The organism is Kineococcus rubinsiae, assembly GCF_011839805.1.
Lineage (GTDB): Bacteria > Actinomycetota > Actinomycetes > Actinomycetales > Kineococcaceae > Kineococcus > Kineococcus rubinsiae.
This window is the reverse complement of sequence record NZ_VWPY01000064.1, coordinates 1-22,617: the sequence shown is the minus strand read 5'-3', so window position 1 is coordinate 22,617 and position 22,617 is coordinate 1. Positions and strand designations below refer to the sequence as shown.

The following is a 22,617-nucleotide window of genomic DNA, read 5'->3' as shown; positions in this document are numbered from 1 at the left end:
GCCAGCTCACCTGGCCGACGACGCGCATCTCCTACGCGCGCCTGCCCGAGGCGTCGCGCGACGTCCTGCTGGTGCGCGGCATCGAGCCGTCCATGCGCTGGCGCTCCTACGCCCGCGAGGTCGTGGAGCAGGCGGAGAAGGTCGGCGCCAGCCTCGTCCTGACCCTCGGGGCGCTGCTCGCCGACGTCCCGCACACCCGGCCGCTGCCCGTCACGAGCTCGAGCGAGGACGCCGAGCTCGCGGAGCAGCTGGCGCTGGAGTCCTCCCGCTACGAGGGCCCCACGGGCATCGTCGGCGTCGTCCAGGACGCCGTCGCCAACGCGGGCATCCCGTCGATGTCGCTGTGGGCGGCCGTCCCCCACTACGTCGGGCAGCCCCCCTCCCCCAAGGGCACGCTCGCGCTGCTGCACCGCGTCGAGGAGCTGCTCGACGTGTCGATCCCGCTCGCGGAGCTGCCGGAGCAGGCCCGGGCGTGGGAGCACGGCGTCGACGAGCTGGCGAGCGAGGACTCCGAGATCGCCGAGTACGTGCAGCAGCTCGAGGAGGCCAAGGACACCGCCGAGCTGCCCGAGGCCAGCGGCGAGGCCATCGCCCGCGAGTTCGAGCGCTACCTGCGCCGCCGGGACGATCCGCCCCGCCGCGCCTGAAGGCCGCCCCCGGGTCCCGCCGGCGCGGGACACACCCCCGGACGGCGCTGGCACGACGGCCCCCCGCACCGGCATGATCGCGGGGACCGAGTGCAGCGCGACGGAGCGGGGGACGGCGAGCGATGGCCGGCTGGCGTCTGGAGTCACCGAGGGTCCTGGTCGTGGACCTCGACGGGAGCAAGGGCAGCGCGGTGCGCGCTGCGACGGGGTCGATGGTCGCCTACGAGGGCGACGTCACCTTCAAGAACGCGGGCGTGGGCGGCGGGGGCGGCTTCCGGGCGGCGCTGAAGCAGCGCGTCACCGGGGAGTCCCTGAGCCTCATGGAGGTGACGGGCCGCGGCACGGTCCACTTCGCGGTCGGGGCCGGGTACGTCCTCGTGCTCGACCTCGCGGGGGACGTGCTCAAGGCGGAGTCCGAGGGGCTGCTCGCCCTGTCGGACTCCCTGCGCACCGACGTGACGTTCACCGGGCTGCAGGGCGCCTCCAGCGGCCAGGGCCTGTTCACCACGACGGTGACCGGGCACGGGCAGGTCGCGCTGATCTCCCTGGGCGGCCCGCCCATCGCCCTGCGGGTCTCCCCCGCCACCCCGCTCGTCGTCGACCCCGACTCCTACATCGGGTCCGTGGGCCGGCTCCAGCAGTCCTTCGTCACCGACGTCTCGTGGCGCAACCTCATCGGCGAGAGCTCCGGCGAGGCGTTCTCCCTGCGCTTCGAGGGCGACGGCGTCGTCTACATCCAGCCCGAGGAGCGCTGATGGGCTTCACGAAGGTCACCTCCAAGGTCGTCCTGGCCGAGGTGCGTCCCGGCGCCGAGGTCCTCGCCCGGCGCGGCGCGATGCTCGCCACCACCGGGCAGGTGCGCTTCTCCCCCGTCTCGGCCGGACCCGGCGGCGGCGGGTACGGCGGCGGCATCGCCTCGGCCCTGGGGCGCGCCATGCAGGGCGAGGCCGTCCCGCTGATGGTGGCGGAGGGTTCCGGCACCGTGCACTACGGCTTCCGCGGTCACCACGTCACCGTGGTCGAGCTCGACGGCAGCGAGCCGATGTCGGTGGAGGCGGACCGCCTCCTCGCCCACGACGCCTCGATGTCCTCCTCCGTGGTGTTCCTCGGCCAGCAGGGCGGGCTGCGGGGCGCCGTGCGCGGCGCCGTCACCGGCCAGGGGCTGTTCACCACGCAGCTGTCCGGCCGGGGTTCCGTGGCCCTGCTCTCCCACGGCGGGACGTACGCCCTGCAGGTCGGGGGTTCCCGGCAGGTCGTCGTCGACCCGCAGGCCTACGTCGCGCACACCGGCAACCTCCGGGTCGACGTGAGCGCGTCGGTCGGGTGGCGCGACGCCGTCGGCCGGGGGTCCGGGGAAGCGGTGCAGCTGAAGGTGTCCGGCCAGGGCACCGTCTACGTCCAGGCGTCGGAGGAGAAGTTGTGAGCACCCAGCCGCTCGACCCGCAGACCCTCCCCGACCACGACAACCTGCCCGACAACGCCTACGCCTACTGCGTCCGGCTCACCGGGCCGCTGTTCATGCAGACGGGCCGGATGATCGCCTACTACCCCAGCGGCGGTGGCACGATCCGCTTCGAACCGCTGACGGCGACCTCGATGACGTCGATGGTGGCGTCGCACTTCTCCTCCCCGCTGTACAGCCGGGACTGGGTGGTCGCCAACGGCCAGGGCCACGTGATCCTGGGCGACCGCGGGTACGACATCAACTCCTACGACCTCGACGACGGGAACCTCACCGTCCGGGCGGCGAACCTGCTCGCGTTCGACGCCGGTCTGGAGCTGAAGGAGTCGATCATCCCCGGCTTCCTGACCCTGCTCGGCACGGGCAAGTTCCTGGCCTCCTCCTCCGGCCCGGTCATCTTCGTGGAACCGCCCGTGCGGGTGGACCCCGAGGCCCTCGTCGGCTGGGCCGACTGCCCCGCCCCCGCCCAGCACTTCGACGCCGGCTGGATGGGGCACTTCCTCGGCGCGGCCCGCAGCGCGGTCCTCGGCGCGCGGTCCGGTGAGGAGCGCCAGTACGACTTCACCGGCGCCGGCACCGTCCTGCTGCAGTCGTCGGAGCGGATGCTCGAGGACCCGCACGTCGTGCGCCGCCTCGAGGGCGAGGTGCGCTCCCTCGGCGTGGACCAGCTGACGCACCTGCAGGGCGTCATCAGCGCGCAGATCCAGCAGCACCGCCAGTGACCCCCGCCGTGATCAGGAAGGTGATCCCTGCATGATCACGGCGGGTCTGGTGTCGAGGCGGGTTCCCGCGGTGTCGCCAACGTGGACTGGAACGGAGTGATTGCGCAGAGGGCTATAGTATACGAAGAACTACAGATGAAGACGCCGCCTGCCGGTCGAGGCAGACGGCGTCGGTCGATCAGTGCGGCAGCAGGACGCCGAGGAGAGCGGATGCGGTGCGGCGCACCAGGTCCGGGGCACCGGCGTCCGCTCCCCCGGTGCTCAGCGCGGCCTCCACCCAGGCGTCGATCAGGGCCACCGCGCCCGGGGCGTCGAGGTCGTCGGCGATCCGCTCGCGGACCCCGTCCAGGAGCTCCCCCGCGGGCGGGCCCGTCGGCAGCGCGACCGCGCGGCTCCAGCGCCCGCAGCGCTCGCGCGCCGCGATGAGGACGGCGTCGTCCCACTCCCAGTCGCTGCGCCAGTGGTGCGCGACGATCGCGAGGCGCACGGTGGCCGGGTCCTCCCCCGCCGCCACCAGCTTCGAGACGAGGACGAGGTTGCCGAGCGACTTGCTCATCTTCTCCCCGCCGAGCGACACCATCCCCGAGTGGGCGTAGGCGCGGGCGAAGGAGCCGTCCTGCGGGCGCAGGACGTGCGCGTGCGACGCGCCCATCTCGTGGTGCGGGAAGACGAGGTCGCTGCCGCCGGCCTGCACGTCGATCGGCATGCCCAGGTGCCGCAGCGCGATCGCGGTGCACTCGATGTGCCAGCCGGGGCGCCCGCGGCCCAGGACGCCGCCGTCCCAGGACGGCTCACCCGGGCGCTCCACGCGCCACAGCAGCGGGTCGAGCGGGTCGTGCTTGCCGGGGCGGTCCGGGTCCCCGCCGCGCTCGGCGGACAGCTGCCGCATCGTGGCGGCGTCGAAGCCGGAGACCGCGCCGAAGCCCGGGTCGGCGTCCACGCGGAAGTACACGTCGCCGTCCGGAGCGCCGTCGGTGCCGGCGACCCGGTAGGCGGCGCCCTCGGCCAGCAGGTCCCGCACGGACTGCGCGACGAGCTCGACGGCCTCGACGACGCCGAGGTACTGCTCCGGCGGCACGACGGACAGGGCCGTCATGTCGCCGCGGAACAGCTCCACCTGCGAGGCGGCCAGGTCGCGCCAGTCGACGCCCGTGGCGGTCGCGCGCTCCAGCAGCGGGTCGTCCACGTCGGTGACGTTCTGCACGTAGGTGACCTCGTGGCCCGCGTCGCGCCACGCGCGCCCCAGCAGGTCGAAGGCGACGTAGGTGTTGGCGTGGCCCAGGTGGGTCGCGTCGTACGGGGTGATGCCGCAGACGTAGAGGGTGACGGGGCCGCTGCCGTCGGCCCGCCCGGTCGGCACGAGCCCGCCGGACGCCGTGTCGTGCAGGTGGACCTGCCGTCCCCGGCCGGGGAGGGTGCCTCCTCCCGGCAGGGTCGCGGGGTCGGGGGCGGGCCAGGAACGCACCAGCGCAACCTACCCGCGGTGGTGCGGCGTCCCGACAGCGGGAGCGTCAGAAGGGCGGCCAGGGGATCGGGTTCCCGCCGCGGGCGCGGGGCAGCCGGTCCGCGGCGAGCAGCCGCTCCACGCGCTCCAGCGTCGCCACGACCTCCTCGACGCTCAGCAGGTCCGTCAGCACCTCGCCGAGGCGCTCCTGCAGGTCCCGCGCGAGCCCCGCGAGCACCTCGCGCTCCTCGGCCAGCAGGCGCGTGCCCGCGAAGCCCCACAGGACGGTGCGCAGCTTCGGCTCGCCGTGGAAGGTCAGCCCGTGGTCGACGCCGTGCACGGCGCCGTCCCACCCGGGCAGGACGTGCCCGCCCTTGCGGTCGGCGTTGTTGAGGACCACGTCGAGGACGGCCATCCGGCGCAGCCGCAGGTCGTCGGCGTGCACGAGGGCCACGGGTCGCCCGCGCCCGTCCTCGGCCGTCAGCACGGTCAGCCAGCCGGGCGGCACCCGGCGCACGCTGCAGATGTCGATGAGCCCGGCGCCCGGCTCGGGCAGGACGACCTCCTCGACGTCGTCCGCCTCGAGCTCCTCGTCCCCGGGCTCCCCGTCCTCAGCCTCAGCCTCGTCCTCGTCCTCGGGGTCGGGCTCGCGGGCCAGCCAGAGCTGGACGCTGCCGGGGCCCAGCGGTCCGTCGCGGAAGACGGTGGGCGGTACCACGTCCCAGCCCGTGGCGGCCGAGACGGCGTAGGAGGACACCTCGCGCCGGGCGAGGGTGTCGTCCGGGAAGTCCCACAGCGGCCGCTCGCCGGAGACCGGCTTGTAGACGCAGGCGACCTCGCCCCACTCCCCCACCGCGACGGCGTACATCGTCGCGTTGGACGCGTCGGCCAGGCGGCCGCGGATGACCAGCTCCCCCGTGGCGAGGCGGTCGAGCGCCTCGGCCTCGGTCAGGCCGGCGAACGCGCCGTTCAGCGCCGGTAGCCGTTCGCGCGGGGGCAGATGTGGCCGGAGGCGTCGAGCGGACCCGTGCAGAACGGGCACGGCGGGCGACCGGCGGCCACGAGGCTCAGCGCGCGCTGGGTGAACGCGCGGGCGGCGGGCCCGTCCAGGCTCACCCGCAGGACGCTGCGGGTCGGGTCGGGCTCGGTCGGCAGCTCCTCCTCCGCGTCGCCGTCGTCGACCTCGAAGCACTCGATGACGACGACCTCGCGCTCGCCGTCCCACGCGAGGCTCATGGTGCCGACGCGGAACTCCTCGTCGATGGGCACCTCGAGCGGGGCGGTGTCCTCCGTGCCGGCCGCGGGCAGCGCAGGCACGGGAGCCTGACCGCCCGAGCGCCGGACGATCTCGTCGAGCAGCTCCCCCACGCGTTCCGCGAGCGCCGACACCTGGGCCTTCTCCAGGGCGACGGACGTGAGCCGCGTCCCGGAGCGGGCCTGCAGGAAGAAGGTGCGGGATCCGGGTTCGCCGACGGTGCCCGCCACGAAGCGTTCGGGCGGGTCGTAGTCGTGGACCGGCATGAGCAGGACCCTACGCCGCGGGCCGGGGCGCGCAGGTGGGGGCGGCTCTCACGTGCCGGTGCTGCCGCCGACGACGGCGTCGGAGGAGGCCGCGGGGGCGGTCCTGCGGCGGCGGGTGGTCTTCTTCTTCGGGGCCGGGGCGAAGGAGGAGAGGTCGCCGCCGCTGTCGTTCATGCGCACGACGAAGGGGCGCAGCGGGGTGTAGCGGACGACGGAGACGGAGCAGGGGTCGGCGCTGATGCGCTGGAAGAGGTCGAGGTGCAGGCCGAGGGCGTCGGCGAGGACGGCCTTGATGATGTCGCCGTGGGTGACGGCGACCCAGACGGCGTCGTCGCCGTGCTCGGCGGCGACGCGGGCGTCGTGCTCGCGCACGGCGGTGACGGCGCGGGCCTGCATGGTGGCGAGGCCCTCGCCCTCGGGGCCGGGGAAGACGGCGGCGGAGGGGTGCACCTGCACGGTGCTCCAGAGCGGGTGCTTGGTGAGGGTCTTGATCTCCTGGCCGGTCCAGTCGCCGTAGCGGGCCTCGCCGAGGCGGTCGTCGGTGGCGACGGCCGGGCGGGGCCCGGTGGGCCCGTCGACGGTGAGCAGGGCGCCGGCGGTCTCCTGGCAGCGTTCGAGGGGGGAGGCGACGACGGCGGCGAGCGGCACGGGGGCGAGCCGGGTGGCGAGGGCCGCGGCCTGCTCGCGGCCGCGGTCGTCCAGGTGCACCCCGGGGGTCCAGCCGGCGAGGACGCCGGCGGTGTTGGCGGTGCTGCGGCCGTGGCGGACGAGCAGGAGGGTCGGCACGCGCCCAGCCTAGGCAGGGGGCGGGGGCCGCCTGCGGCGCCCCGGCGGCGGGGGGAGGATGGCGGGCGTGATCGTGGACGTGGCGACGTACGCGGAGGGGCACCGGGAGGAGGTCGGGGACGTCGAGGCGGCCCTGGCGCGGTGCGAGCAGGACGGCCACGGGTTCCTGTGGCTGGGGCTGAAGGACCCGACGGCGGAGGAGTTCGCGGGCATCAGCCGGCAGCTGGGTCTGCACCGGCTGGCGGTCGAGGACGCGGTGGTGGGGCACCAGCGGCCGAAGGTGGAGCGCTACGGCGACACGCTCTTCGTGGTGCTGAAGGTGCTGGAGTACCACGAGGCGGACTCGAGCGTGGAGACCGGCGAGGTGATGCTGTTCGTGGGCGAGCGGTTCCTGGTGACGGTGCGCCGCGGTGAGGTGGGGTCGCTGAAGCCCGTGCGGGACCTGCTGCAGCACGACCAGCAGCGTCTGAGCCACGGGCCGCGCGGGGTGCTGCACGCGGTCCTGGACCACGTCGTGGACGGGTACGTGGAGATCGACACGGCGCTGGACCAGGACGTCTCGGAGGTCGAGGAGCAGGTGTTCTCCCCGGCGCGCTCCTCCGACGCGCAGACCATCTACTCCCTCAAGCGGGAGGTGCTGGAGGTGCGGCGGGCGGCGTCGCCGCTGGTGGCGCCGCTGAAGCAGCTGGTGGACCGCGACGGCAGCGACCCGGACGACCACGCGCTGTTCGTGCTGCGCGACGTGCTGGACCACCTGGTGCTGGTGGCGGAGCACGTCGAGGGCTACGACCGGTTGCTGACCGACATCCTGAACGCCCACCTGGCGCAGGTCTCGGTGAGGCAGAACGAGGACATGCGCAAGATCTCGGCGTGGGCGGCGATCTTCGCGGTGCCGACGCTGATCGCGGGCGTGTACGGGATGAACTTCCAGCACATGCCGGAGCTGTCGTGGCGCTTCGGCTACCCGGGGTGCGTGGCCCTCATGGTGGGCGTCTGCTACCTGCTGTGGCGGCAGTTCAAGCGGGTCGGCTGGCTCTGAGGGGCGTCCGGGCGGCCGCGACGGGGAGCCGCGTGTGCTCCCCGCCGCCGCGGTGCCGGGATCAGCCGAAGTTCCCCGACGTGAGCGCGGGCAGCGCGCCGAAGGCGACGAGGCCGTAGACGACGACGGCCAGCACGAGGCGGTACACGACGAACGGCGTGTAGCTGTGGGTGGAGATGTAGCGCATGAGCCAGGCGATGACGACGTAGCCGACGACGAAGGACACGACGGTGGCGAGCGCCGTGGGTCCCCAGGGCACCGCGGTGCCGTGCTTGAGCTCGTCGAAGAGCTGGTAGAAGCCGGAGAGCAGGACGGCGGGGATGGCCAGCAGGAACGAGAACCGGGCGGCGGCCTCGCGCGTGTAGCCCAGCAGCAGGCCCATGGTGATGGTGCCGCCGGAGCGGGAGACGCCGGGGATCAGCGCGAGGGACTGCGCGGCGCCGAAGAGCAGGCCGTGCTTCCAGGTGAGCCGGTCGAGCGTGCGCTCCTTGCGGCCCCTGCGGTCGGCGAAGCCGAGGATCAGGGCGAACACCCACAGCGTGGTCGCGATGACGAGGAAGCCGCGCAGGGTGCTCTCGATCTGGTCCTGGAAGAGCAGGCCGAGGACACCGATGGGGACGGTGCCGGCGATGACGAGCCAGCCCATGCGCGCGTCGGGGTCGTCGCGGGGCACCGACCCGGTGAGGGAGCGGACCCAGCGGCTGATGATGCGGGCGATGTCGCGGCGGAAGAAGAGGACCACCGCGGCCTCGGTGCCGAGCTGGATGATGGCGGTGAAGGCGGCGCCGGGGTCGTCGGCGCCGATGAGGGTGCCGACGATCGCGAGGTGGGCGCTGGAGGAGATCGGCAGGAACTCCGTGAGCCCCTGCACCAGGCCGAGGAGGAGAGCCTCCCCCACTCCCATGCTCACCGGGCGGCCCCCGGGACGCAGCGGGGGGCCGGACGGGCGGAGATCAGGACGGGCGAGGCTGCGCCGCAGCGCAGGGTCGCCGTCCGGGAGCGAGCAGTGAGCACGGCGCGGACACTAGCGGGTGCGGATGAAGCCCCGGTGAAGCCGCGGGCCGCCGCCACGACAGTCCCCGCGGGCGGGCACGGGACCTCCACAGGCCCGCTGCACACCGGCCGCGGGGCGGCGTCTCAGCGGCTCGGCGCCTCAGCGGCGGGAGTCGGCCGTCGCGCCGGGGGCGGCGTCGCCGGCGGGGGCGTCGTCGTCCTCGTCGTCGGAGTCGTCGTCCTCCGCGTCGTCGTCGTCGGAGTCCTCGTCGTCCTCGTCGTCGTCGTCGCGGTCGTCCTCGACGTCGTCGTACAGCACGAGCGGGGTGACCTCGTCGTAGGCGGAGTACAGGGCGTCGTCGTAGACCTCGAAGGCCTCCGCGACGCGCTGGTAGGCGGCCGCCACCGCGGGGTCGGCCTCCCCGCGCCGGTTGGCGGCCACGTCGAGGTGACCCTCGAGCGCCGCGACGAGGCGTGCGAGTGCGGCACGCGGTTCCGGGGTCATGGGCACGACCGTAGCGGAGCGGGGTCACAATGGGCGCGATGGTTGCCGAGTCTTCGTCCAGGTCCCGTTCCACGCCGCCCGAGCAGTACGAGTACCGCGTCCTGACGCTGCCCCGCGAGACCTCGCGCTCCGAGGCGCGGCGGCTGCTGACCGAGCACGCCGAGTACGGCCACTGGGAGCTCGCCCGGGTGCGCCTGTACCTGGGCGGGCACCGCAAGGTCTGGCTGCGCCGGAAGATCATCCGGGTCGCCCGCACGAGCTGAGGTCGCTACGTTCGTCCCCGTCGGTCGGGGCGGCGGCACAGCCGCCGCAGAGGCGAGGGAGCTTCGCGTGGGCATCTTCCGGACCAAGAGCGTCGAGGACGCCATCGCGACGACGGACGAACCCGGCCACCGGCTGAAGAAGTCGCTGGGCGCCTGGGACCTCACCGTCTTCGGCGTCGGCGTCATCATCGGCACCGGCATCTTCGTCCTCACGGGCGAGGCGGCGGGAACGCGCGCCGGCCCGGCCGTCGCGATCTCCTTCGTCGTCTCCGGCATCGTGTGCGCCCTCGCGGCGCTCTGCTACGCCGAGTTCGCCTCGACGGTGCCGGTCGCCGGGTCCGCCTACACGTTCTCCTACGCCAGCCTGGGCGAGGTCGTGGCCTGGATCATCGGCTGGGACCTCATCCTCGAGCTGGCCCTGGGCGCCGCGACGGTGGCGGTCGGGTGGTCCAGCTACGCCGCGGACCTGCTCGACGAGACCCTGGGTCTGGAGCTGCCCGCGTGGCTGTACTCCAGCAGCCCGAGCTTCACCTCGCCGAACCTCATCGCCGCGGGCGTCATCGTCGTGCTCACCCTCGTGCTGTGCGTGGGCACCAAGGCGTCGGCGCGCGTCAACGCCGTGATCGTCGGCATCAAGCTGCTCGTCGTGGCGTTCGTCATCGTCGCCGGCCTGTTCTACGTCAAGGCCTCCAACTACTCCCCGTTCATCCCCCCGACGGGTGCCCCCAGCGCCTCCAGCGAGCCGGCCGACCCGGCGCTGTGGCAGGACCTGGGCCTGCCGCTGGGCACCTTCGGCGTCGGCGGCATCCTCACGGCCGCCGCGCTGGTCTTCTTCGCCTTCATCGGCTTCGACATCGTCGCGACGGCCGCGGAGGAGACGAAGAACCCGCAGCGGGACATGCCGCGCGGCATCTTCGGCTCGCTCGCCATCTGCACGGGCCTCTACGTGGTCGTGTCGCTGATCATCACGGGGATGGTGAAGTACGACCGCATCAGCGTCGAGGCGCCGCTGGCCGCCGCCTTCCGCGACGTGGGCGCGGACCTGGTCGCCACCCTCATCAGCGTGGGCACGGTCGTCGGGCTGCTGACGGTCATGATGATCCTCATGCTCGGCCAGAACCGGGTGCTCTTCGCGATGTCGCGCGACCGCCTGATCCCCGGCTGGTTCTCCCTGGTCAACGACCGCACGGGCGTCCCGGTGCGCATCACGGCCATCACCGGGGCGGTCGTGGCGGTGGTCGCGGCCTTCACCCCGATCAGCGACCTCGCCGAGATGGTCAACATCGGGACCCTGTTCGCCTTCGTCCTCGTCTCGATCGGCGTCATCGTGCTGCGCCGCACGCGGCCGGACCTACCCCGGGCCTTCCGGATGCCCCTGGTGCCCGTGCTGCCGATCATCTCCGCGGTCGCCGCGTTCGTCCTCATGGGCTTCCTGCCCGGGCAGAGCTGGGTCCGCCTCGGCGTCTGGATGGTCATCGGCCTCGTCGTCTACCTGGCCTACGGCTACCGCAAGTCCCGGCTGGCCGCCCCCGCGCGCGAGGACGCCGGCTCCTCGCCGTCCTGACCTGCACCACTCCCCCGTGATCATGCAGGTGTCACCTGCGTGATCACGGCGGGAACAAGGGTGCGGCACTCCCCGTTGAGGCAGGTACATGCAAACGCATGGACTTGCGACGAGGAGTGGTCATGCAGATCGGCATCTTCAGCGTCGGGGACATCACCCCGGACCCGACGACGGGGCGCACGCCCACCGGCGCCGAGCGGATCAAGGCGCTGACCACGATCGCGCAGCACGCCGAGGAGGTCGGGCTCGACGTCTTCGCCGTCGGCGAGCACCACGACCACCCGTTCGTGCCGTCGGCCGTCACGACGATGCTCGCCTGGATCGCGGCCCGGACCACGCGCCTGACGCTGTCGACCTCGATCACCCACATCACCACCAACGACCCGGTGCGCATCGCGGAGGACTTCGCGATGCTGCAGCACCTCTCCGACGGGCGCACCGACCTCATGCTGGGCCGCGGCAACACCGGCCCCGTCTACGACTGGTTCGGCAAGGACCCCCGGCGCAGCGTCGAGCTGACGGTGGAGAACTACCAGCTGCTGCGGCGGCTCTGGGACGAGGAGGTCGTGGACTGGGAGGGCGAGTTCCGCACCCCCCTGCGCGGCTTCACGTCCACCCCGCGCCCGCTGGACGGCGTCGCGCCCTTCGTCTGGCACGGCTCCATCCGCACCCCGCAGGTCGCGGAGATCGCGGCCTACTTCGGCGACGGCTACTTCGCCAACAACATCTTCTGGCCGAAGGAGCACTACATCCGGCTGATCAACCTCTACCGCGAGCGCTACGCCCACTACGGCCACGGCGCCCCCGAGCAGGCGATCGTCGGGCTCGGCGGGCAGGCCTTCATGCGCAGGAACTCCCAGGACGCCGTGCGGGAGTTCCGGCCCTACTTCGACAACGCCCCCGTCTACGGGCACGGGCCGTCGCTGGAGGACTTCACCGCGCAGACCCCGCTCACCGTCGGCAGCCCCGCCGAGGTCGTCGAGAAGACCCTGACCTTCCACGAGTTCTTCGGCGACTACCAGCGCCAGCTCTTCCTGCTCGACCACGCCGGGCTGCCCCTGAAGACCGTGCTGGAGCAGCTCGACCTGCTCGGCGAGGAGGTCGTGCCCGTGCTGCGCAAGGAGTTCGAGGCGCGCCGCCCCGCTCACGTGCCGAGCGACCCGCCGGACCACGCCTCGCTCGTGGCCGCGCGGCAGCTGCAGCTCGCGCAGGAGCTGGCGGGTGGGGACGCCGCCGGCCGTGCCTGACGAGGTGACCGCCGACCGCGGCCCGGGACGCACCCGGGCCGCGGTCGACGCCTGGGAGGCGGTGTTCCGGCTGCAGGCCACGCTCCTGCGCCGCTTCGCCGCCGACGACGTCTGGCAGGGCCTCGGCCTGCGCGAGTACGACGTCCTGCACACCCTGTCGCTCCAGCCCGGCGGGCACGCCCGGCTGGGCCGGCTCAGCGAGGACGTCTACCTGCCGCAGCCCTCCCTCAGCCGGCTCGTCGACCGCCTCGAGCGCGACGGGCTCGTGCGGCGCGAGGACGACCCGGACGACCGGCGCGGGGTCGTCGTGGTCCTGACCGCGGCGGGCGCGCAGCGGCAGCGGGAGATCGGCGGCCGCCACGCCGCGAGCATCGCCCGCAACCTCGCCTCGATGCCGGCCGAGGACCTCGCGACCCTCACGCGCCTGGCCCGCGAGGCGCTCGGCGACTGACGGCCGTCCTGGTCTGCTCGGCGTCGGCGTCGGCGCCGGCGGGTGGTCGTGGACGCGCTGACCGGGGCCAGCGGCTGAGCGGCGCCCGTGCGGCGGGGCGCGTCTTGCTGTGTGTTCGCGTTGACACGTGCCGTGAGCTGGGTGAAGGTTGCCCCAGCGCTCGGAGAGCGCTCTCAACGAGGAGGAACCACGTGCCACTGACCCCGGAGCGGAGGCGCCGCGCCAGTGCTCTCACCCTGGCCACCGCCCTGCTCGTCCCCACCAGCCTCGCCCTCGCGCCGTCGGCGCAGGCGGCCGACCAGATCACCAACGGGAGCTTCGACCAGGGCACCACGGGCTGGACGATCTACCCCGGCCCCACCGTCACCGACGGCGCGGGCTGCATGAGCGTGCCCGCGGGCAGCGCCCCCTACAGCGCCGCGATCCAGCAGGACGTGCCGCTGGTGAAGGGCGAGCAGTACGCCCTCAGCTTCCGCGCCCGCTCGACCCCCGCCACCCAGGGCCCCGTCCGCGTGGTCGTGCAGGGCGGCCCGGACGTGAACTACCAGCAGTTCCTGCCCGCGGTGAAGCCCGCCTTCACCGCGGACTTCGGCGCGTCGACCCTCTACTTCACCGCCGACCGGGACTACCCGACGGCGCAGCTGGCCTTCCAGCAGGACATCGTCAACCCCGTCGCCTACACGTTCTGCGTGGACGACGTCGTCCTGCAGGGCGGCGCCGAGAAGCCCGCCTACCAGCCCGACACGGGTTCGCGCGTGCGCGTGAACCAGGAGGCGTACCTGCCGAAGGGGCCCAAGGGCGCCACCCTGGTCACCGACGCGACGACGGCCCTGCCGTGGCAGCTGAAGAACGCGGCCGGCGCGGTCGTCGCCTCCGGGCGCAGCACCCCCCGCGGTGTGGACCCGACCGCCGGGCTGAGCGTGCACAGCATCGACTTCGGCGGCTTCACGCGCGCCGGCGACGGCTACACGCTGACCGCGGACGGCCAGACCAGCCACCCCTTCGCCATCGGCGACGCGGCCTACGAGCGGCTGCGCGTGGACGCGAAGACGTTCTTCTACACCAACCGCAGCGGCACCCCGATCTCCGACGCCGTCGCCCCCGGCTACGGCCGCGCGGCGGGTCACGTGGGCGTCGCCCCCAACCAGGGCGACACCGCGGTGCCCTGCCAGAGCCTCACCGACGACTCCCAGAAGCTGCTCGTGAAGCAGGGCGACGCACCCTTCACGTGCGACTACACCAGCGACGTCACCGGCGGCTGGTACGACGCGGGCGACCACGGCAAGTACGTCGTCAACGGCGGCATCGCCGTCGCGCAGCTGCTGCAGGAGTTCGAGCGCACCCGCGACGCCGCCACGGCCGACCGGGGCGCACTGGGCGACCGCACCCTGCGGGTGCCGGAGGCCGGCAACAAGGTGCCCGACGTCCTCGACGAGGCGCGCTGGGAGCTCGAGTGGTTCCTGAAGATGCAGGTGCAGCCGGGCCGTCCGCTGGCCGGCATGGTGTTCCACAAGGTCGCCGACGCCGACTGGACCGGCCTGCCGCAGGACCCGGCCACCGACCCGCAGGCGCGCGTGCTGTACCGCCCGTCGACCGCCGCGACGCTGAACGTCGCCGCGACCGCCGCGCAGGGCGCCCGCCTCTTCGCTCCCTACGACAAGGCGTTCTCGAAGCGCCTGCTGGCCGCGGCCCGCACGGCCTACGCCGCCGCGCAGGCCAACCCGGCCGTCTACGCCCCGGCTCCCGACGCGGCCCTCGACCCGAACCCGGGCAGCGGACCCTACGACGACCGCGACGTCTCCGACGAGTTCTACTGGGCGGCCACCGAGCTCTACCTGAGCACCGGTGAGCCCGCGTTCCGCAAGGACGTGCTCGCCTCCCCCGTCCACACCGCCGACGTCTTCACCCCCGGCGGCTTCGACTGGGGCCACGTGGCGCCGCTGGCGCGGATGGACCTGGCCACCGTGCCGAGCCACCTGAACGCCAGGGAGCTGCGCCGGGTCCGGCAGTCGGTGCTCACCGCGGCGGACGGCTACCTGACCGCCCAGGCGGCGCAGCCCTTCGGCCAGGCCTACGCCCCCGAGGGCGGGCAGTACGCCTGGGGCTCGAACAGCGCCATCCTCAACAACCAGCAGGTGCTCGGCACCGCGTTCGACATCAGCGGCCGGGCGGCCTACCGCGACGGGGTCGTTCGCAGCATGGACTACCTGCTGGGCCGCAACGCGCTGAACCGCTCCTACATCACGGGCTACGGCGACGTGTACTCCGAGAACCAGCACTCGCGGATGTACGCCCACCAGCTCGACCCGGCGCTGCCGCACCCGCCCGCGGGCACGGTGGCCGGCGGACCGAACTCGACGACCACGACGAGCGGTGACCCGGTCTCGGCCCCGCTCTTCCCGAACGGGTGCGCGGCGCAGTTCTGCTACGTCGACGACATCGGCTCGTGGTCGACGAACGAGATCACGGTGAACTGGAACTCGGCGCTGTCGTGGGTGGCCTCCTTCGTGGCCGACCAGGACAACGGCCGCGACGGTTCCCACCGCGGCTGACCCGAGCTGCGGACGCGGCCCCGGCGGGACTCCTCCCGCCGGGGCCGCGTCAGGTCCGGACCGCTGCGGGCGAGACCCTCAGCCGGCCACCGCGGCCGCGGCGAGGGCCAGGACCGCGCCAGCGCACCGCACCCGGTCGGCGACCAGCAGCCGGGTGAGCAGGGCGGGTGCGGGGCCGTCGCGGCCGAGGCGGGTGTGGGTGGGGGCGGCGACCGCGGCCGTGGTCAGGCCCGCGACCGCGCTGCCCACCCCGGAGACGACCAGCGCCGGGGTCAGCGGCAGGCTCGCGAAGACCCACGCCCACGTGCCCAGCACGACGAGGTAGACGGGCGCCACCACGGCGCCGACGCGGCGCGAGTGCGCCGCGTGCACCACCGCCCACGTCGAGGGCGAGGCCCGGCCGGCGTCGGCGAGCGCGGGGTAGACGACGAACGTGACGACGGCCTGGAAGCCGGCGTGCAGGGCCGCGCCCGCCAGCAGGGCGGTGCCGGGCGCGAGGCTGCCGGACACGTCGCTCCCCTCGCCCGGCCGCGCGTCAGTCGGCCGTGGCGAACTGCGTGCGGTGCAGCTCCGCGTAGCGGCCCCCGGCGCGCAGCAGCTCCTCGTGGGTGCCGCGCTCGGCGATGTGGCCGCCCTCGACGACCAGGATGAGGTCGGCGGTGCGGATCGTGGAGAGCCGGTGGGCGATGACGAGGGCGGTGCGGCCCTCCAGCGCCTCGTCCAGCGCGGCCTGCACGGCCGCCTCGGAGGAGGAGTCGAGGCTCGCGGTGGCCTCGTCGAGCACGACGACGCGGGGCTGGGCGAGCAGCAGCCGCGCGATGGTCAAGCGCTGGCGCTCCCCGCCGGAGAAGCGGTACCCGCGCTCGCCGACGACGGTGTCCAACCCGTCGGGCAGGGCGTCCAGCACGGCGCCGAGGCGGGCGCGGCGCAGCGCGTCGACGATCTCCTCGTCGGTGGCCTCGGGCCGGGCCAGGCGCAGGTTGGAGCGGAGCGACTCGTGGAACATGTGCCCGTCCTGGGTCACGACGCCCACGGTGGCGCGGATCGAGGCGGCCGTGAGGTCGCGCACGTCCTGCCCGCCGAGGCGGACGGCTCCCCCGGTGACGTCGTACAGCCGGGCCAGCAGCGTCGCGATGGTGGACTTGCCGGCGCCGGAGGAGCCGACGAGGGCGACGACCTGGCCGGGCTCGACGCGGAAGCTCAGGTCGTGCAGCACCTCGACGCCGCCGCGGGTGTCGAGGGTCGCGACCTCCTCCAGCGAGGCCAGCGAGACCTCGGTGGCGGCGGGGTAGGCGAAGGTGACGTGGTCGAACTCGACGGCCACCGGGCCCGCGGGCAGGGTCCGCGCGCCCTCGCGCTCGCGCACCAGCGGCACGAGGTCGAGGACCTCGAAGACCCGCTCGAAGCTCACGAGGGCGCTCATGATGTCGACGCGGGCGCCCGCCAGCGACGTCAGCGGGGCGTACAGCCGGGTCAGCAGCAGCGCCAGGGACACGATCTGCCCCGTGTCCAGCGTGCCGGCCACGGCGGCGAGGCCGCCGATGCCGTAGACCAGCGCCAGCGCCAGCGCCGACACCAGGGTCAGGGCGGTGACGAAGACGGACTGGAGCATCGCGCTGCGGATGCCGATGTCGCGCACCCGGCGGGCCGCGGCCGCGAAGGCCGCGGACTCCTCCTCGGGGCGGCCGAAGAGCTTCACGAGGGTGGCGCCCGGCGCGGAGAAGCGCTCGGTGGACTGGTTGGTCATCGTCGCGTTGTAGGCGGCGGCGTCGCGCGACATCTGCGCCAGGCGGCGCCCCATCCGGCGGGCGGGCAGCACGAAGACGGGCAGCAGCACGAGCGCGAGCAGGGTGATCTGCCACGAGATGCCGATCATGACGACGCCCGTCAGGACGACGGCGACGACGTTGCTGACGACGCCCGAGAGGGTCCCGCTGAACGCGCGCTGCGCGCCCAGGACGTCGGAGTTCAGGCGGCTGACGAGCGCGCCCGTGCGGGTGCGGGTGAAGAAGGCGATCGGCATGCGCTGCACGTGGTCGAAGACGGCGGTGCGCAGGTCGAGGATGAGGTTCTCCCCGATCGTCGAGGACAGCCAGCGCACCAGCAGCCCGAGGCCGGCGTCGGCGACGGCGACCGCGGCGATCAGCAGGGCCAGCCGCACGACGAGGCTCGAGTCCGAGGCCGTCATGGCGTCGATGACGCGGCCCGCGAGGACCGGGGTGGCGACGCCGAGGACGGCGCTGACGACGCTGAGGGCGATGAAGGCGCCCAGGGCGCCGCGGCGCTGACGGGCCAGGTCCAGGACGCGGCGGACGGTCTCGCGGGAGAAGGGGCGGCGCTGCTGCGCCGACATCGCGCTGTACATGGAGCCCCAGGCGACAGATTCCATGCTCATGCCCACGACGCTACGGGGTGGGGAGGACAGCCGAGGACCACGCGGGCGCGCGACCGGGTGCGCAGCCGGGGCAGTGCGGTGGACGCAGGGTGAGCGGGCCGCGCGCCCGGGTGGTGGCCCTGCTCCACCCGGGCGATCACGTGTCGCGTCCAGACCGGGCGCGCCGATGTCAACGGCGTGACCGAACAACGAGCAGTCGACGCCTGGTGGCGGGGTCTGGACTCCGCGCGCCGTGAGCTGGCCCTGTCCGTCGCGGCGGGCGAGACGCTGAGCGCGGACCTCGCGGCCAGCCTGCGGGCGGCCGGGGTGGACGTGCCCGAGGTCGTCGTCGGCTGGGACGTCGACGGCACCTTCGAGCGCCGCACGCTGCACGTGCAGCCGCACGCCGTGGCCGACTACCTCGACGAGGTCCGCGCCGCGGCGGCGGCCACCGGCCCGCTGCCCGTCGTGCTGGAGCTGGCCTCCTGAGGCCCGCCCCCGGCCGGGGCTACCAGCCCATCGTGCCGGGCTCGCCCTTGAAGGGGCCGACGACCTCGTCGGTGATCCAGCCGCCGTAGAAGCCCCCGGCCTGCGGCCGCACGAGCTCCCCGCCGACCTCGCAGTGCACCTTGCCGGGGTAGAACGCCAGGGCGTCGGTGAGGGCCTCGAAGCCCGGCGTCGGGTCGGCGTAGGACCAGGCGGCCTGCTCGACGAGGACCTCACCACCCGGGCCGACGACGTCGGTGTAGGACGCCTGGCCCTTCCACTCGCACCAGCTCCGCCCCTGACCCGGCCGCAGCCACGCCTCGTCGAAGGCCGGGCGCGCCACGTAGTAGGTCGGCGGGTGGCTGGTCTCCAGGACGCGCCAGGCGGCGCCGTCGGAGGGCCGGACGTCGGCGATCACGATGTCGCCGACGAGGATGCGCACCCGGTGGCGCGAGGCCTCCAGGCGGGGCGGGCGGGGGTAGTCCCAGACGGACTCCTGGCCGGGGCCGAAGACGTCAGGGGTGCGGGGGGAGGCCATGACCTGATCCTGCGCGCCCGGCGCACGCACGACCACCCCGCCCCCGTCGCGGTCGACGGGAGCGGGGTGGTGGGGCGTCCGCGGTGGCCTCAGCGACCGTCGCGGCCCGCGGTGCTGCCGGCCCCGGCGGTGGTGCGCACGTCCACGCCGTGGCGCCGTCCGTGGCGGACCCCGACGAGGACGACGATCGCGGTGAGGACCAGCGACAGTACGAGCTCCACGCGCTGGCCGGGGAGGATCACCATGAGCGCGAGCACGACGACGATGAAGGCGATCGTCGCGTACGTGAGCCACGGGAACAGCCACATGCGGATCGTCGGCTCGTGGCCGTCGGCGTCCATCCGGCGGCGCAGGAAGACCTGCGTGAGCGAGATGAACCCGTAGACGACGAGCGCGAGCGCACCGCTGGTGGCCAGCAGCAGCGAGAAGATGCGGTCGGGCAGCGCGTAGTTGCCGACGACGGCCAGGAACCCGACGGCGGTCGAGGCGAGGATCGCGGTCCACGGCACGCCGTGGCGCGAGACCCGGCTGAGCCACGCCGGCCCGTCGCCGCGGCGCGAGAGGGAGAACACCATGCGCGAGGCCGTGTAGAGCGCGGAGTTCAGGCAGCTCGCGACGGCGGTGAGGATGACGATGTCCATGATCGTCGCCGCGCCCGGGATGCCGAGGCTCTGCAGCACCGTCTGGTAAGAGCCGTTCTCCGCCAGGTCGCCCGAGTTCCACGGCACGAGGGCCACGACCACGAAGATCGAACCGATGTAGAACAGCCCGATGCGCCAGATCACCGAGTTGGTGGCGCGGCGCACGCCCTTCTCGGGGTCGGACGACTCGGCCGCGGCGATGGTGACGATCTCGGTGCCCATGAACGAGAACATCGTGATGAGCATCCCGGCCAGCACGGCCGTGAACCCGTTGGGCAGGAAGCCGCCCGCGGCCGACAGCCCCGGGGTGCCCTTCGCGTCGCTGCCCGGCAGGACGCCGAAGATGGCCAGCAGCCCGATGGCGATGAAGGCCACGATGGCGACGACCTTGACGGTGGCGAACCAGAACTCGAACTCCCCGAAGTTGCCGACGCTCGCGAGGTTGCTCGCGGTCAGGGCGAGCGTCACGACCAGCGCCCACACCCACTGCGGGGCGCCGATCCAGTTGGAGAGGATGTTGGCCGCGGCGGTGGCCTCGACGGGGATGACGAGCACCCAGAACCACCAGTACAGCCACCCGACGGAGAACCCGGCCCAGCGGCCCAGCGCCCGGTCGGCGTAGGTGGAGAACGAGCCGGTGTCGGGGTTGGCCGTCGCCATCTCCCCCAGCATGCGCATGACGAGCACGACGAGCGTGCCCGCGAGCGCGTAGGAGATGAGCACCGCGGGGCCGGCGGTCTTGATCGCGTTGGACGAGCCGACGAAGAGGCCGGCGCCGATCACCCCGGCGATCGAGATCATCGTGATGTGGCGGGGCTTGAGCCCCGTGCCGAGTGCTGCCGTGTCCATCGGGACCTCCTGGGGCTCGGGTGCGGGGCGCGGGTGCCGGGCTCGACTGCGGGGCGGGCGGGGACGTCGGGCGGTGCACGCGTCGAGCGCGGACCGCAGCCTGCACCCTCGCGGGGCCCGCGCGCGACCGGCACGCCGCTTCGTGTTCACTCCGTGTCCACGAGTCCTGCACACCGGGCGCCCGCCCGCGGTCGCCGCACGTGAGGGGCCCGCCGTGCGCAGTAGCGTTCGCCGCATGAGTCCCACCGCCGCCACCAACCGCCGCGTCGAGCGCGACGAGCTCCTCGCCTTCGTCCGCGAGCGCCACGACGTCGTCCTGCTGACCTACCGCGCGGACGGTTCCCCGCAGCTGTCCCCGGTGACCGCGGGCGTCGACGACGACGGCCGCATCGTCATCTCGACCTACCCCGAGCGGGCGAAGGCCGTGAACGTGCGCCGCGACCCGCGGGTCAGCGTGCTGGTGCTCTCCGACGCCTTCGGCGACGCGTGGGTGCAGGTGGACGGGTCGGCGGAGGTCCTGGACCTGCCCGAGGCCCTGGACGCGTTCGTCACCTACTTCCGCAACATCTCCGGCGAGCACCCCGACTGGGACGAGTACCGGGCCGCGATGCAGCGCCAGGGCAAGTGCCTGCTGCGCATCACGCCGGAGCGCTGGGGCCCCATCGCCACGGGCGGCTTCCCGCCGCGCCTGGTGGGCTGAGCGTCTGGTGGGCTGAGCACCGGGTCCGCCGGCCGACGGGTCCGCCGACCGACGGGTCCGCCGACCGACGGGTCAGACGTCGCGGATGTTCTCCTCGACCTGGCGCACCAGGTCGGGGTCGACGGTGGGCAGGCCGTGGTCGAGCACGGCGTGCGCGGCGACCTGGCGGAGGATGTCGTCGCGGTCGGCGCCCAGGAAGTCGCGCTCGCAGCCGGGGACGACGTCGCCGCAGCGGAAGACCTTCACCGCACGCTCCGGGTGGCCGGGACCGTCGCGGTCGCCCGCAGGTCCACCTCCCCCGGCCCGCCGGGGTGGCGGGCGAGGTCGAGCAGGACGTCCTCGACCCCGACCACGCCGACGTAGCGGCCGGTGGCGTCGGTGCAGACGACGGGGTCGAAGCGGGTCGCGGGGTGGCGGGCGACGGCGCGCTCGGCGACGTCGGCGACGGCCGTCTCGGGGGCGAGCGTGACGTCGATGCGCGTGACGCGCGGGGAGTCCCCGGGCCGGGGGGCCGGCAGGACGAGCAGCTGCGGGACGTCCTGGTGGTCGACCACGACGACGGGGGCGCAGTCGGCGGCGGCGATCTCGGACGCCTCGACCGCCGTGCGGACCGTCTTGGTGCGCCGGGTCAGCTCGCTCGCGAGCCGGCGGCCCTGGTCGGGGCGGCGCGCGGGGGCGGCCGCGGCCAGCAGGGAGGCGGCGGCGGGCGAGAGCTGCTGGAAGGCGGCGTCGGGGTGGGCGAGCAGGAAGCCCTGCACGAGGGGCACGCCCATGCTGGTGAGGACGTCGAGCTCCTCGGTGGTCTCGACCCCCTCCGCGACGATCCAGGCGTCGAGGCGGGCCGCGCACTGGCCGAGGAACTGCACCAGCGACCGCTTGACCAGGTCGCCCGCGACCCCGCGCACGAGCTGGAGGTCCACCTTGACCATCTCCGGGCGCAGGACGGCCATGCGCAGGAGGCCGGAGTGCCCGGTGCCGACGTCGTCCAGGGCGATCTTCGCGCCGCGGGCCCGCAGCCGCCGCAGCGGTTCGAGGAGGTCGTAGGGGGCGCAGTCGGCGTGCTCGGTGACCTCGACGATGACGCTGGAGAGGTCGTGGGCGAGCAGGGTGTCCAGGACCTCGGGCTCGCGCAGCGACGTGGGGCTGGCGTTGACGGTGAGGAAGGTGCCGTGCGGCAGCGTCGCCTGCAGCGGCAGCGCCCGGCTCAGCACCAGCCGGTCCACCTCGGGGCTGCGGCCCAGAGCGCGCGCGGCGTCGAACCAGGCCTCCGTCGGCAGGCGCGAGTCGAACCGCGACAGCGCCTCGTACCCCGCGACGCGACCGGCGACCACGTCCACGACCGGGTGCAGCACCAGGCGCAGCGCGGTCGGGTCATCGGCCAGGGAGTCCAGGCGCCGGTGCCAGCGGACCCGGTCGTGCCGTTCGCTCACAGTGCACTCCCTCCGTGCTGCGGACACTCAGAGTGTCAGGTGGTGGGCTCTGCGTCGATGTGAAGGTGCTGTGGTGGCGTGCCAGCGTAACTGCGTGACCCCCTGATCACGGCCTGCTCCGGCACTGGACCCGACGAGTTTCGGGTGCCGGGCGCTCAAGGGCCCCGCACCGCACGTCGACGTCCCCGACGTGGGACTCCCGGGTGGGCGCGCCGCGCTGCGGCGCGTGAGCTCCGTCGTCCTGCCCGCGCTCGTCGTCCCCGGCCTCCTGCTGGCCCTCCCCGGCGCGGCGCACGCCGCCCCGACCGGCCCGTCCGCACCCACCAGCCCCCTCGCGACCACCGGTCCCCTCGCCGCGGCGGCCGCCTCGGCGCGGGACGCGCAGGCCGAGGCCGACGCGGCC

General features: G+C 73.9%; 24 protein-coding genes. 12 read left to right on the top strand and 12 right to left on the bottom strand.

All coding sequences use genetic code 11. From position 1 onward, the window contains the following. The 4 genes from F1544_RS20370 to F1544_RS20355 form a co-directional block, all read left to right on the top strand. The coding region (locus F1544_RS20370) for a PAC2 family protein (RefSeq protein WP_167588036.1) at nucleotides 1-647 on the top strand (647 nt) is incomplete at its 5' end. A gap of 122 nt (nucleotides 648-769) precedes the next feature. Then, the gene (locus F1544_RS20365; RefSeq protein ID WP_167588035.1) at nucleotides 770-1,402 is read left to right on the top strand and encodes an AIM24 family protein; all 633 of its coding nucleotides are present in this window, start codon (nucleotides 770-772) and stop codon (nucleotides 1,400-1,402) included. Continuing rightward, nucleotides 1,402-2,070, top strand: a complete 669-nt coding sequence (locus tag F1544_RS20360; protein ID WP_167588034.1) for an AIM24 family protein — start codon at nucleotides 1,402-1,404, stop codon at nucleotides 2,068-2,070. Before F1544_RS20365 ends, F1544_RS20360 begins: the two co-directional genes overlap by 1 nt. Further along, nucleotides 2,067-2,831, top strand: coding sequence for an AIM24 family protein (locus F1544_RS20355; RefSeq protein ID WP_167588033.1), 765 nt, complete (start codon nucleotides 2,067-2,069; stop codon nucleotides 2,829-2,831). Before F1544_RS20360 ends, F1544_RS20355 begins: the two co-directional genes overlap by 4 nt. Nucleotides 2,832-3,009: 178 nt before the next feature. Here F1544_RS20355 and mshC read toward each other — a convergent pair whose 3' ends face one another. From mshC to F1544_RS20335, 4 genes are read right to left on the bottom strand one after another with little or no spacing between them, the layout of a single operon-like run. After that, complete coding sequence (mshC, locus tag F1544_RS20350) at nucleotides 3,010-4,296, bottom strand: cysteine--1-D-myo-inosityl 2-amino-2-deoxy-alpha-D-glucopyranoside ligase (protein WP_167588032.1); 1,287 nt, start codon at nucleotides 4,294-4,296, stop codon at nucleotides 3,010-3,012. 46 nt (nucleotides 4,297-4,342) lie between these two features. Beyond that, the gene (locus F1544_RS20345) at nucleotides 4,343-5,248 is read right to left on the bottom strand and encodes an SCO1664 family protein (RefSeq protein WP_373368103.1); all 906 of its coding nucleotides are present in this window, start codon (nucleotides 5,246-5,248) and stop codon (nucleotides 4,343-4,345) included. Beyond that, nucleotides 5,245-5,796 carry a DUF3090 domain-containing protein gene (locus tag F1544_RS20340; protein WP_167588031.1) on the bottom strand — a complete coding sequence of 184 codons (552 nt, stop codon included), beginning with the start codon at nucleotides 5,794-5,796 and terminating at the stop codon, nucleotides 5,245-5,247. The genes F1544_RS20345 and F1544_RS20340 overlap by 4 nt, the downstream gene beginning before the upstream one ends. Before the next feature lie 48 nt (nucleotides 5,797-5,844). Continuing rightward, the gene (locus F1544_RS20335; RefSeq protein ID WP_167588030.1) at nucleotides 5,845-6,582 is read right to left on the bottom strand and encodes a histidine phosphatase family protein; all 738 of its coding nucleotides are present in this window, start codon (nucleotides 6,580-6,582) and stop codon (nucleotides 5,845-5,847) included. 58 nt (nucleotides 6,583-6,640) lie between these two features. Here F1544_RS20335 and corA point away from each other — a divergent pair, with 58 nt between their 5' ends. Next, nucleotides 6,641-7,621 carry a magnesium/cobalt transporter CorA gene (gene corA / locus F1544_RS20330; protein WP_208972283.1) on the top strand — a complete coding sequence of 327 codons (981 nt, stop codon included), beginning with the start codon at nucleotides 6,641-6,643 and terminating at the stop codon, nucleotides 7,619-7,621. 61 nt (nucleotides 7,622-7,682) lie between these two features. Here the strand turns inward: corA and F1544_RS20325 are convergent, their stop codons facing one another. Both F1544_RS20325 and F1544_RS20320 read right to left on the bottom strand, forming a co-directional pair. Beyond that, on the bottom strand, nucleotides 7,683-8,525 hold the full coding sequence (locus tag F1544_RS20325; RefSeq protein WP_167588038.1) for an undecaprenyl-diphosphate phosphatase: 843 nt from the start codon (nucleotides 8,523-8,525) through the stop codon (nucleotides 7,683-7,685). A gap of 249 nt (nucleotides 8,526-8,774) precedes the next feature. Further along, nucleotides 8,775-9,119: a primosomal protein gene (locus F1544_RS20320; protein ID WP_167588016.1), complete on the bottom strand. Its 345-nt coding sequence runs from the start codon at nucleotides 9,117-9,119 to the stop codon at nucleotides 8,775-8,777. Nucleotides 9,120-9,157: 38 nt separating this feature from the next. Here F1544_RS20320 and F1544_RS20315 point away from each other — a divergent pair, with 38 nt between their 5' ends. From F1544_RS20315 to F1544_RS20295, 5 genes are all read left to right on the top strand, one after another. Beyond that, nucleotides 9,158-9,382, top strand: a complete 225-nt coding sequence (locus F1544_RS20315; RefSeq protein ID WP_167588028.1) for a DUF5703 family protein — start codon at nucleotides 9,158-9,160, stop codon at nucleotides 9,380-9,382. 67 nt (nucleotides 9,383-9,449) lie between these two features. After that, nucleotides 9,450-10,946, top strand: coding sequence for an amino acid permease (locus F1544_RS20310; RefSeq protein WP_167588027.1), 1,497 nt, complete (start codon nucleotides 9,450-9,452; stop codon nucleotides 10,944-10,946). A 122-nt stretch (nucleotides 10,947-11,068) separates the two neighbouring features. Then, nucleotides 11,069-12,193, top strand: coding sequence for an LLM class flavin-dependent oxidoreductase (locus tag F1544_RS20305; RefSeq protein WP_167588026.1), 1,125 nt, complete (start codon nucleotides 11,069-11,071; stop codon nucleotides 12,191-12,193). Beyond that, on the top strand, nucleotides 12,186-12,644 hold the full coding sequence (locus F1544_RS20300) for a MarR family winged helix-turn-helix transcriptional regulator (protein WP_308470220.1): 459 nt from the start codon (nucleotides 12,186-12,188) through the stop codon (nucleotides 12,642-12,644). The genes F1544_RS20305 and F1544_RS20300 overlap by 8 nt, the downstream gene beginning before the upstream one ends. A gap of 191 nt (nucleotides 12,645-12,835) precedes the next feature. Beyond that, nucleotides 12,836-15,196: a glycoside hydrolase family 9 protein gene (locus F1544_RS20295; RefSeq protein WP_167588025.1), complete on the top strand. Its 2,361-nt coding sequence runs from the start codon at nucleotides 12,836-12,838 to the stop codon at nucleotides 15,194-15,196. Nucleotides 15,197-15,274: 78 nt separating this feature from the next. On the opposite strand, the gene F1544_RS20290 is transcribed toward F1544_RS20295, so the two are convergent. Both F1544_RS20290 and F1544_RS20285 read right to left on the bottom strand, forming a co-directional pair. Further along, nucleotides 15,275-15,706 carry a hypothetical protein gene (locus F1544_RS20290; RefSeq protein ID WP_167588024.1) on the bottom strand — a complete coding sequence of 144 codons (432 nt, stop codon included), beginning with the start codon at nucleotides 15,704-15,706 and terminating at the stop codon, nucleotides 15,275-15,277. Between the two features lie 25 nt (nucleotides 15,707-15,731). Then, a complete protein-coding gene (locus F1544_RS20285) occupies nucleotides 15,732-17,591 on the bottom strand; it encodes an ABC transporter ATP-binding protein (protein ID WP_167588023.1) in 1,860 nt (619 codons plus the stop codon). A gap of 177 nt (nucleotides 17,592-17,768) precedes the next feature. Here F1544_RS20285 and F1544_RS20280 point away from each other — a divergent pair, with 177 nt between their 5' ends. After that, nucleotides 17,769-18,059, top strand: a complete 291-nt coding sequence (locus F1544_RS20280) for a hypothetical protein (RefSeq protein ID WP_167588022.1) — start codon at nucleotides 17,769-17,771, stop codon at nucleotides 18,057-18,059. Nucleotides 18,060-18,078: 19 nt separating this feature from the next. Here F1544_RS20280 and F1544_RS20275 read toward each other — a convergent pair whose 3' ends face one another. Continuing rightward, entirely contained in the window at nucleotides 18,079-18,594 is a 516-nt protein-coding gene (locus F1544_RS20275) for a DUF427 domain-containing protein (protein WP_167588021.1), read from the bottom strand. An 89-nt stretch (nucleotides 18,595-18,683) separates the two neighbouring features. Then, nucleotides 18,684-20,084 carry an amino acid permease gene (locus F1544_RS20270; protein WP_167588020.1) on the bottom strand — a complete coding sequence of 467 codons (1,401 nt, stop codon included), beginning with the start codon at nucleotides 20,082-20,084 and terminating at the stop codon, nucleotides 18,684-18,686. A gap of 235 nt (nucleotides 20,085-20,319) precedes the next feature. Here F1544_RS20270 and F1544_RS20265 point away from each other — a divergent pair, with 235 nt between their 5' ends. Beyond that, nucleotides 20,320-20,784: a PPOX class F420-dependent oxidoreductase gene (locus F1544_RS20265; RefSeq protein WP_167588019.1), complete on the top strand. Its 465-nt coding sequence runs from the start codon at nucleotides 20,320-20,322 to the stop codon at nucleotides 20,782-20,784. A gap of 72 nt (nucleotides 20,785-20,856) precedes the next feature. Here the strand turns inward: F1544_RS20265 and F1544_RS26595 are convergent, their stop codons facing one another. Continuing rightward, nucleotides 20,857-21,030 (bottom strand): DUF1059 domain-containing protein, encoded by a 174-nt coding sequence (locus F1544_RS26595; RefSeq protein ID WP_167588018.1) that lies wholly within the window; start codon nucleotides 21,028-21,030, stop codon nucleotides 20,857-20,859. Beyond that, the gene (locus tag F1544_RS26590; RefSeq protein WP_167588017.1) at nucleotides 21,027-22,214 is read right to left on the bottom strand and encodes an EAL domain-containing protein; all 1,188 of its coding nucleotides are present in this window, start codon (nucleotides 22,212-22,214) and stop codon (nucleotides 21,027-21,029) included. Before F1544_RS26590 ends, F1544_RS26595 begins: the two co-directional genes overlap by 4 nt. Between the last annotated feature and the right edge of the window lie 403 nt (nucleotides 22,215-22,617).

Coding starts and splice junctions, on each gene's coding strand:
- F1544_RS20365 (WP_167588035.1), top strand. CDS start 770: ATGGCCGGCTGGCGTCTGGAGTCACCGAGGGTCCTGGTCGTGGACCTC.
- F1544_RS20360 (WP_167588034.1), top strand. CDS start 1,402: ATGGGCTTCACGAAGGTCACCTCCAAGGTCGTCCTGGCCGAGGTGCGT.
- F1544_RS20340 (WP_167588031.1), bottom strand. CDS start 5,796: ATGCCGGTCCACGACTACGACCCGCCCGAACGCTTCGTGGCGGGCACC.
- corA (WP_208972283.1), top strand. CDS start 6,641: ATGGCGGGCGTGATCGTGGACGTGGCGACGTACGCGGAGGGGCACCGG.
- F1544_RS20325 (WP_167588038.1), bottom strand. CDS start 8,525: ATGGGAGTGGGGGAGGCTCTCCTCCTCGGCCTGGTGCAGGGGCTCACG.
- F1544_RS20320 (WP_167588016.1), bottom strand. CDS start 9,119: ATGACCCCGGAACCGCGTGCCGCACTCGCACGCCTCGTCGCGGCGCTC.
- F1544_RS20315 (WP_167588028.1), top strand. CDS start 9,158: ATGGTTGCCGAGTCTTCGTCCAGGTCCCGTTCCACGCCGCCCGAGCAG.
- F1544_RS20305 (WP_167588026.1), top strand. CDS start 11,069: ATGCAGATCGGCATCTTCAGCGTCGGGGACATCACCCCGGACCCGACG.
- F1544_RS20285 (WP_167588023.1), bottom strand. CDS start 17,591: ATGAGCATGGAATCTGTCGCCTGGGGCTCCATGTACAGCGCGATGTCG.
- F1544_RS20275 (WP_167588021.1), bottom strand. CDS start 18,594: ATGGCCTCCCCCCGCACCCCTGACGTCTTCGGCCCCGGCCAGGAGTCC.
- F1544_RS20270 (WP_167588020.1), bottom strand. CDS start 20,084: ATGGACACGGCAGCACTCGGCACGGGGCTCAAGCCCCGCCACATCACG.
- F1544_RS20265 (WP_167588019.1), top strand. CDS start 20,320: ATGAGTCCCACCGCCGCCACCAACCGCCGCGTCGAGCGCGACGAGCTC.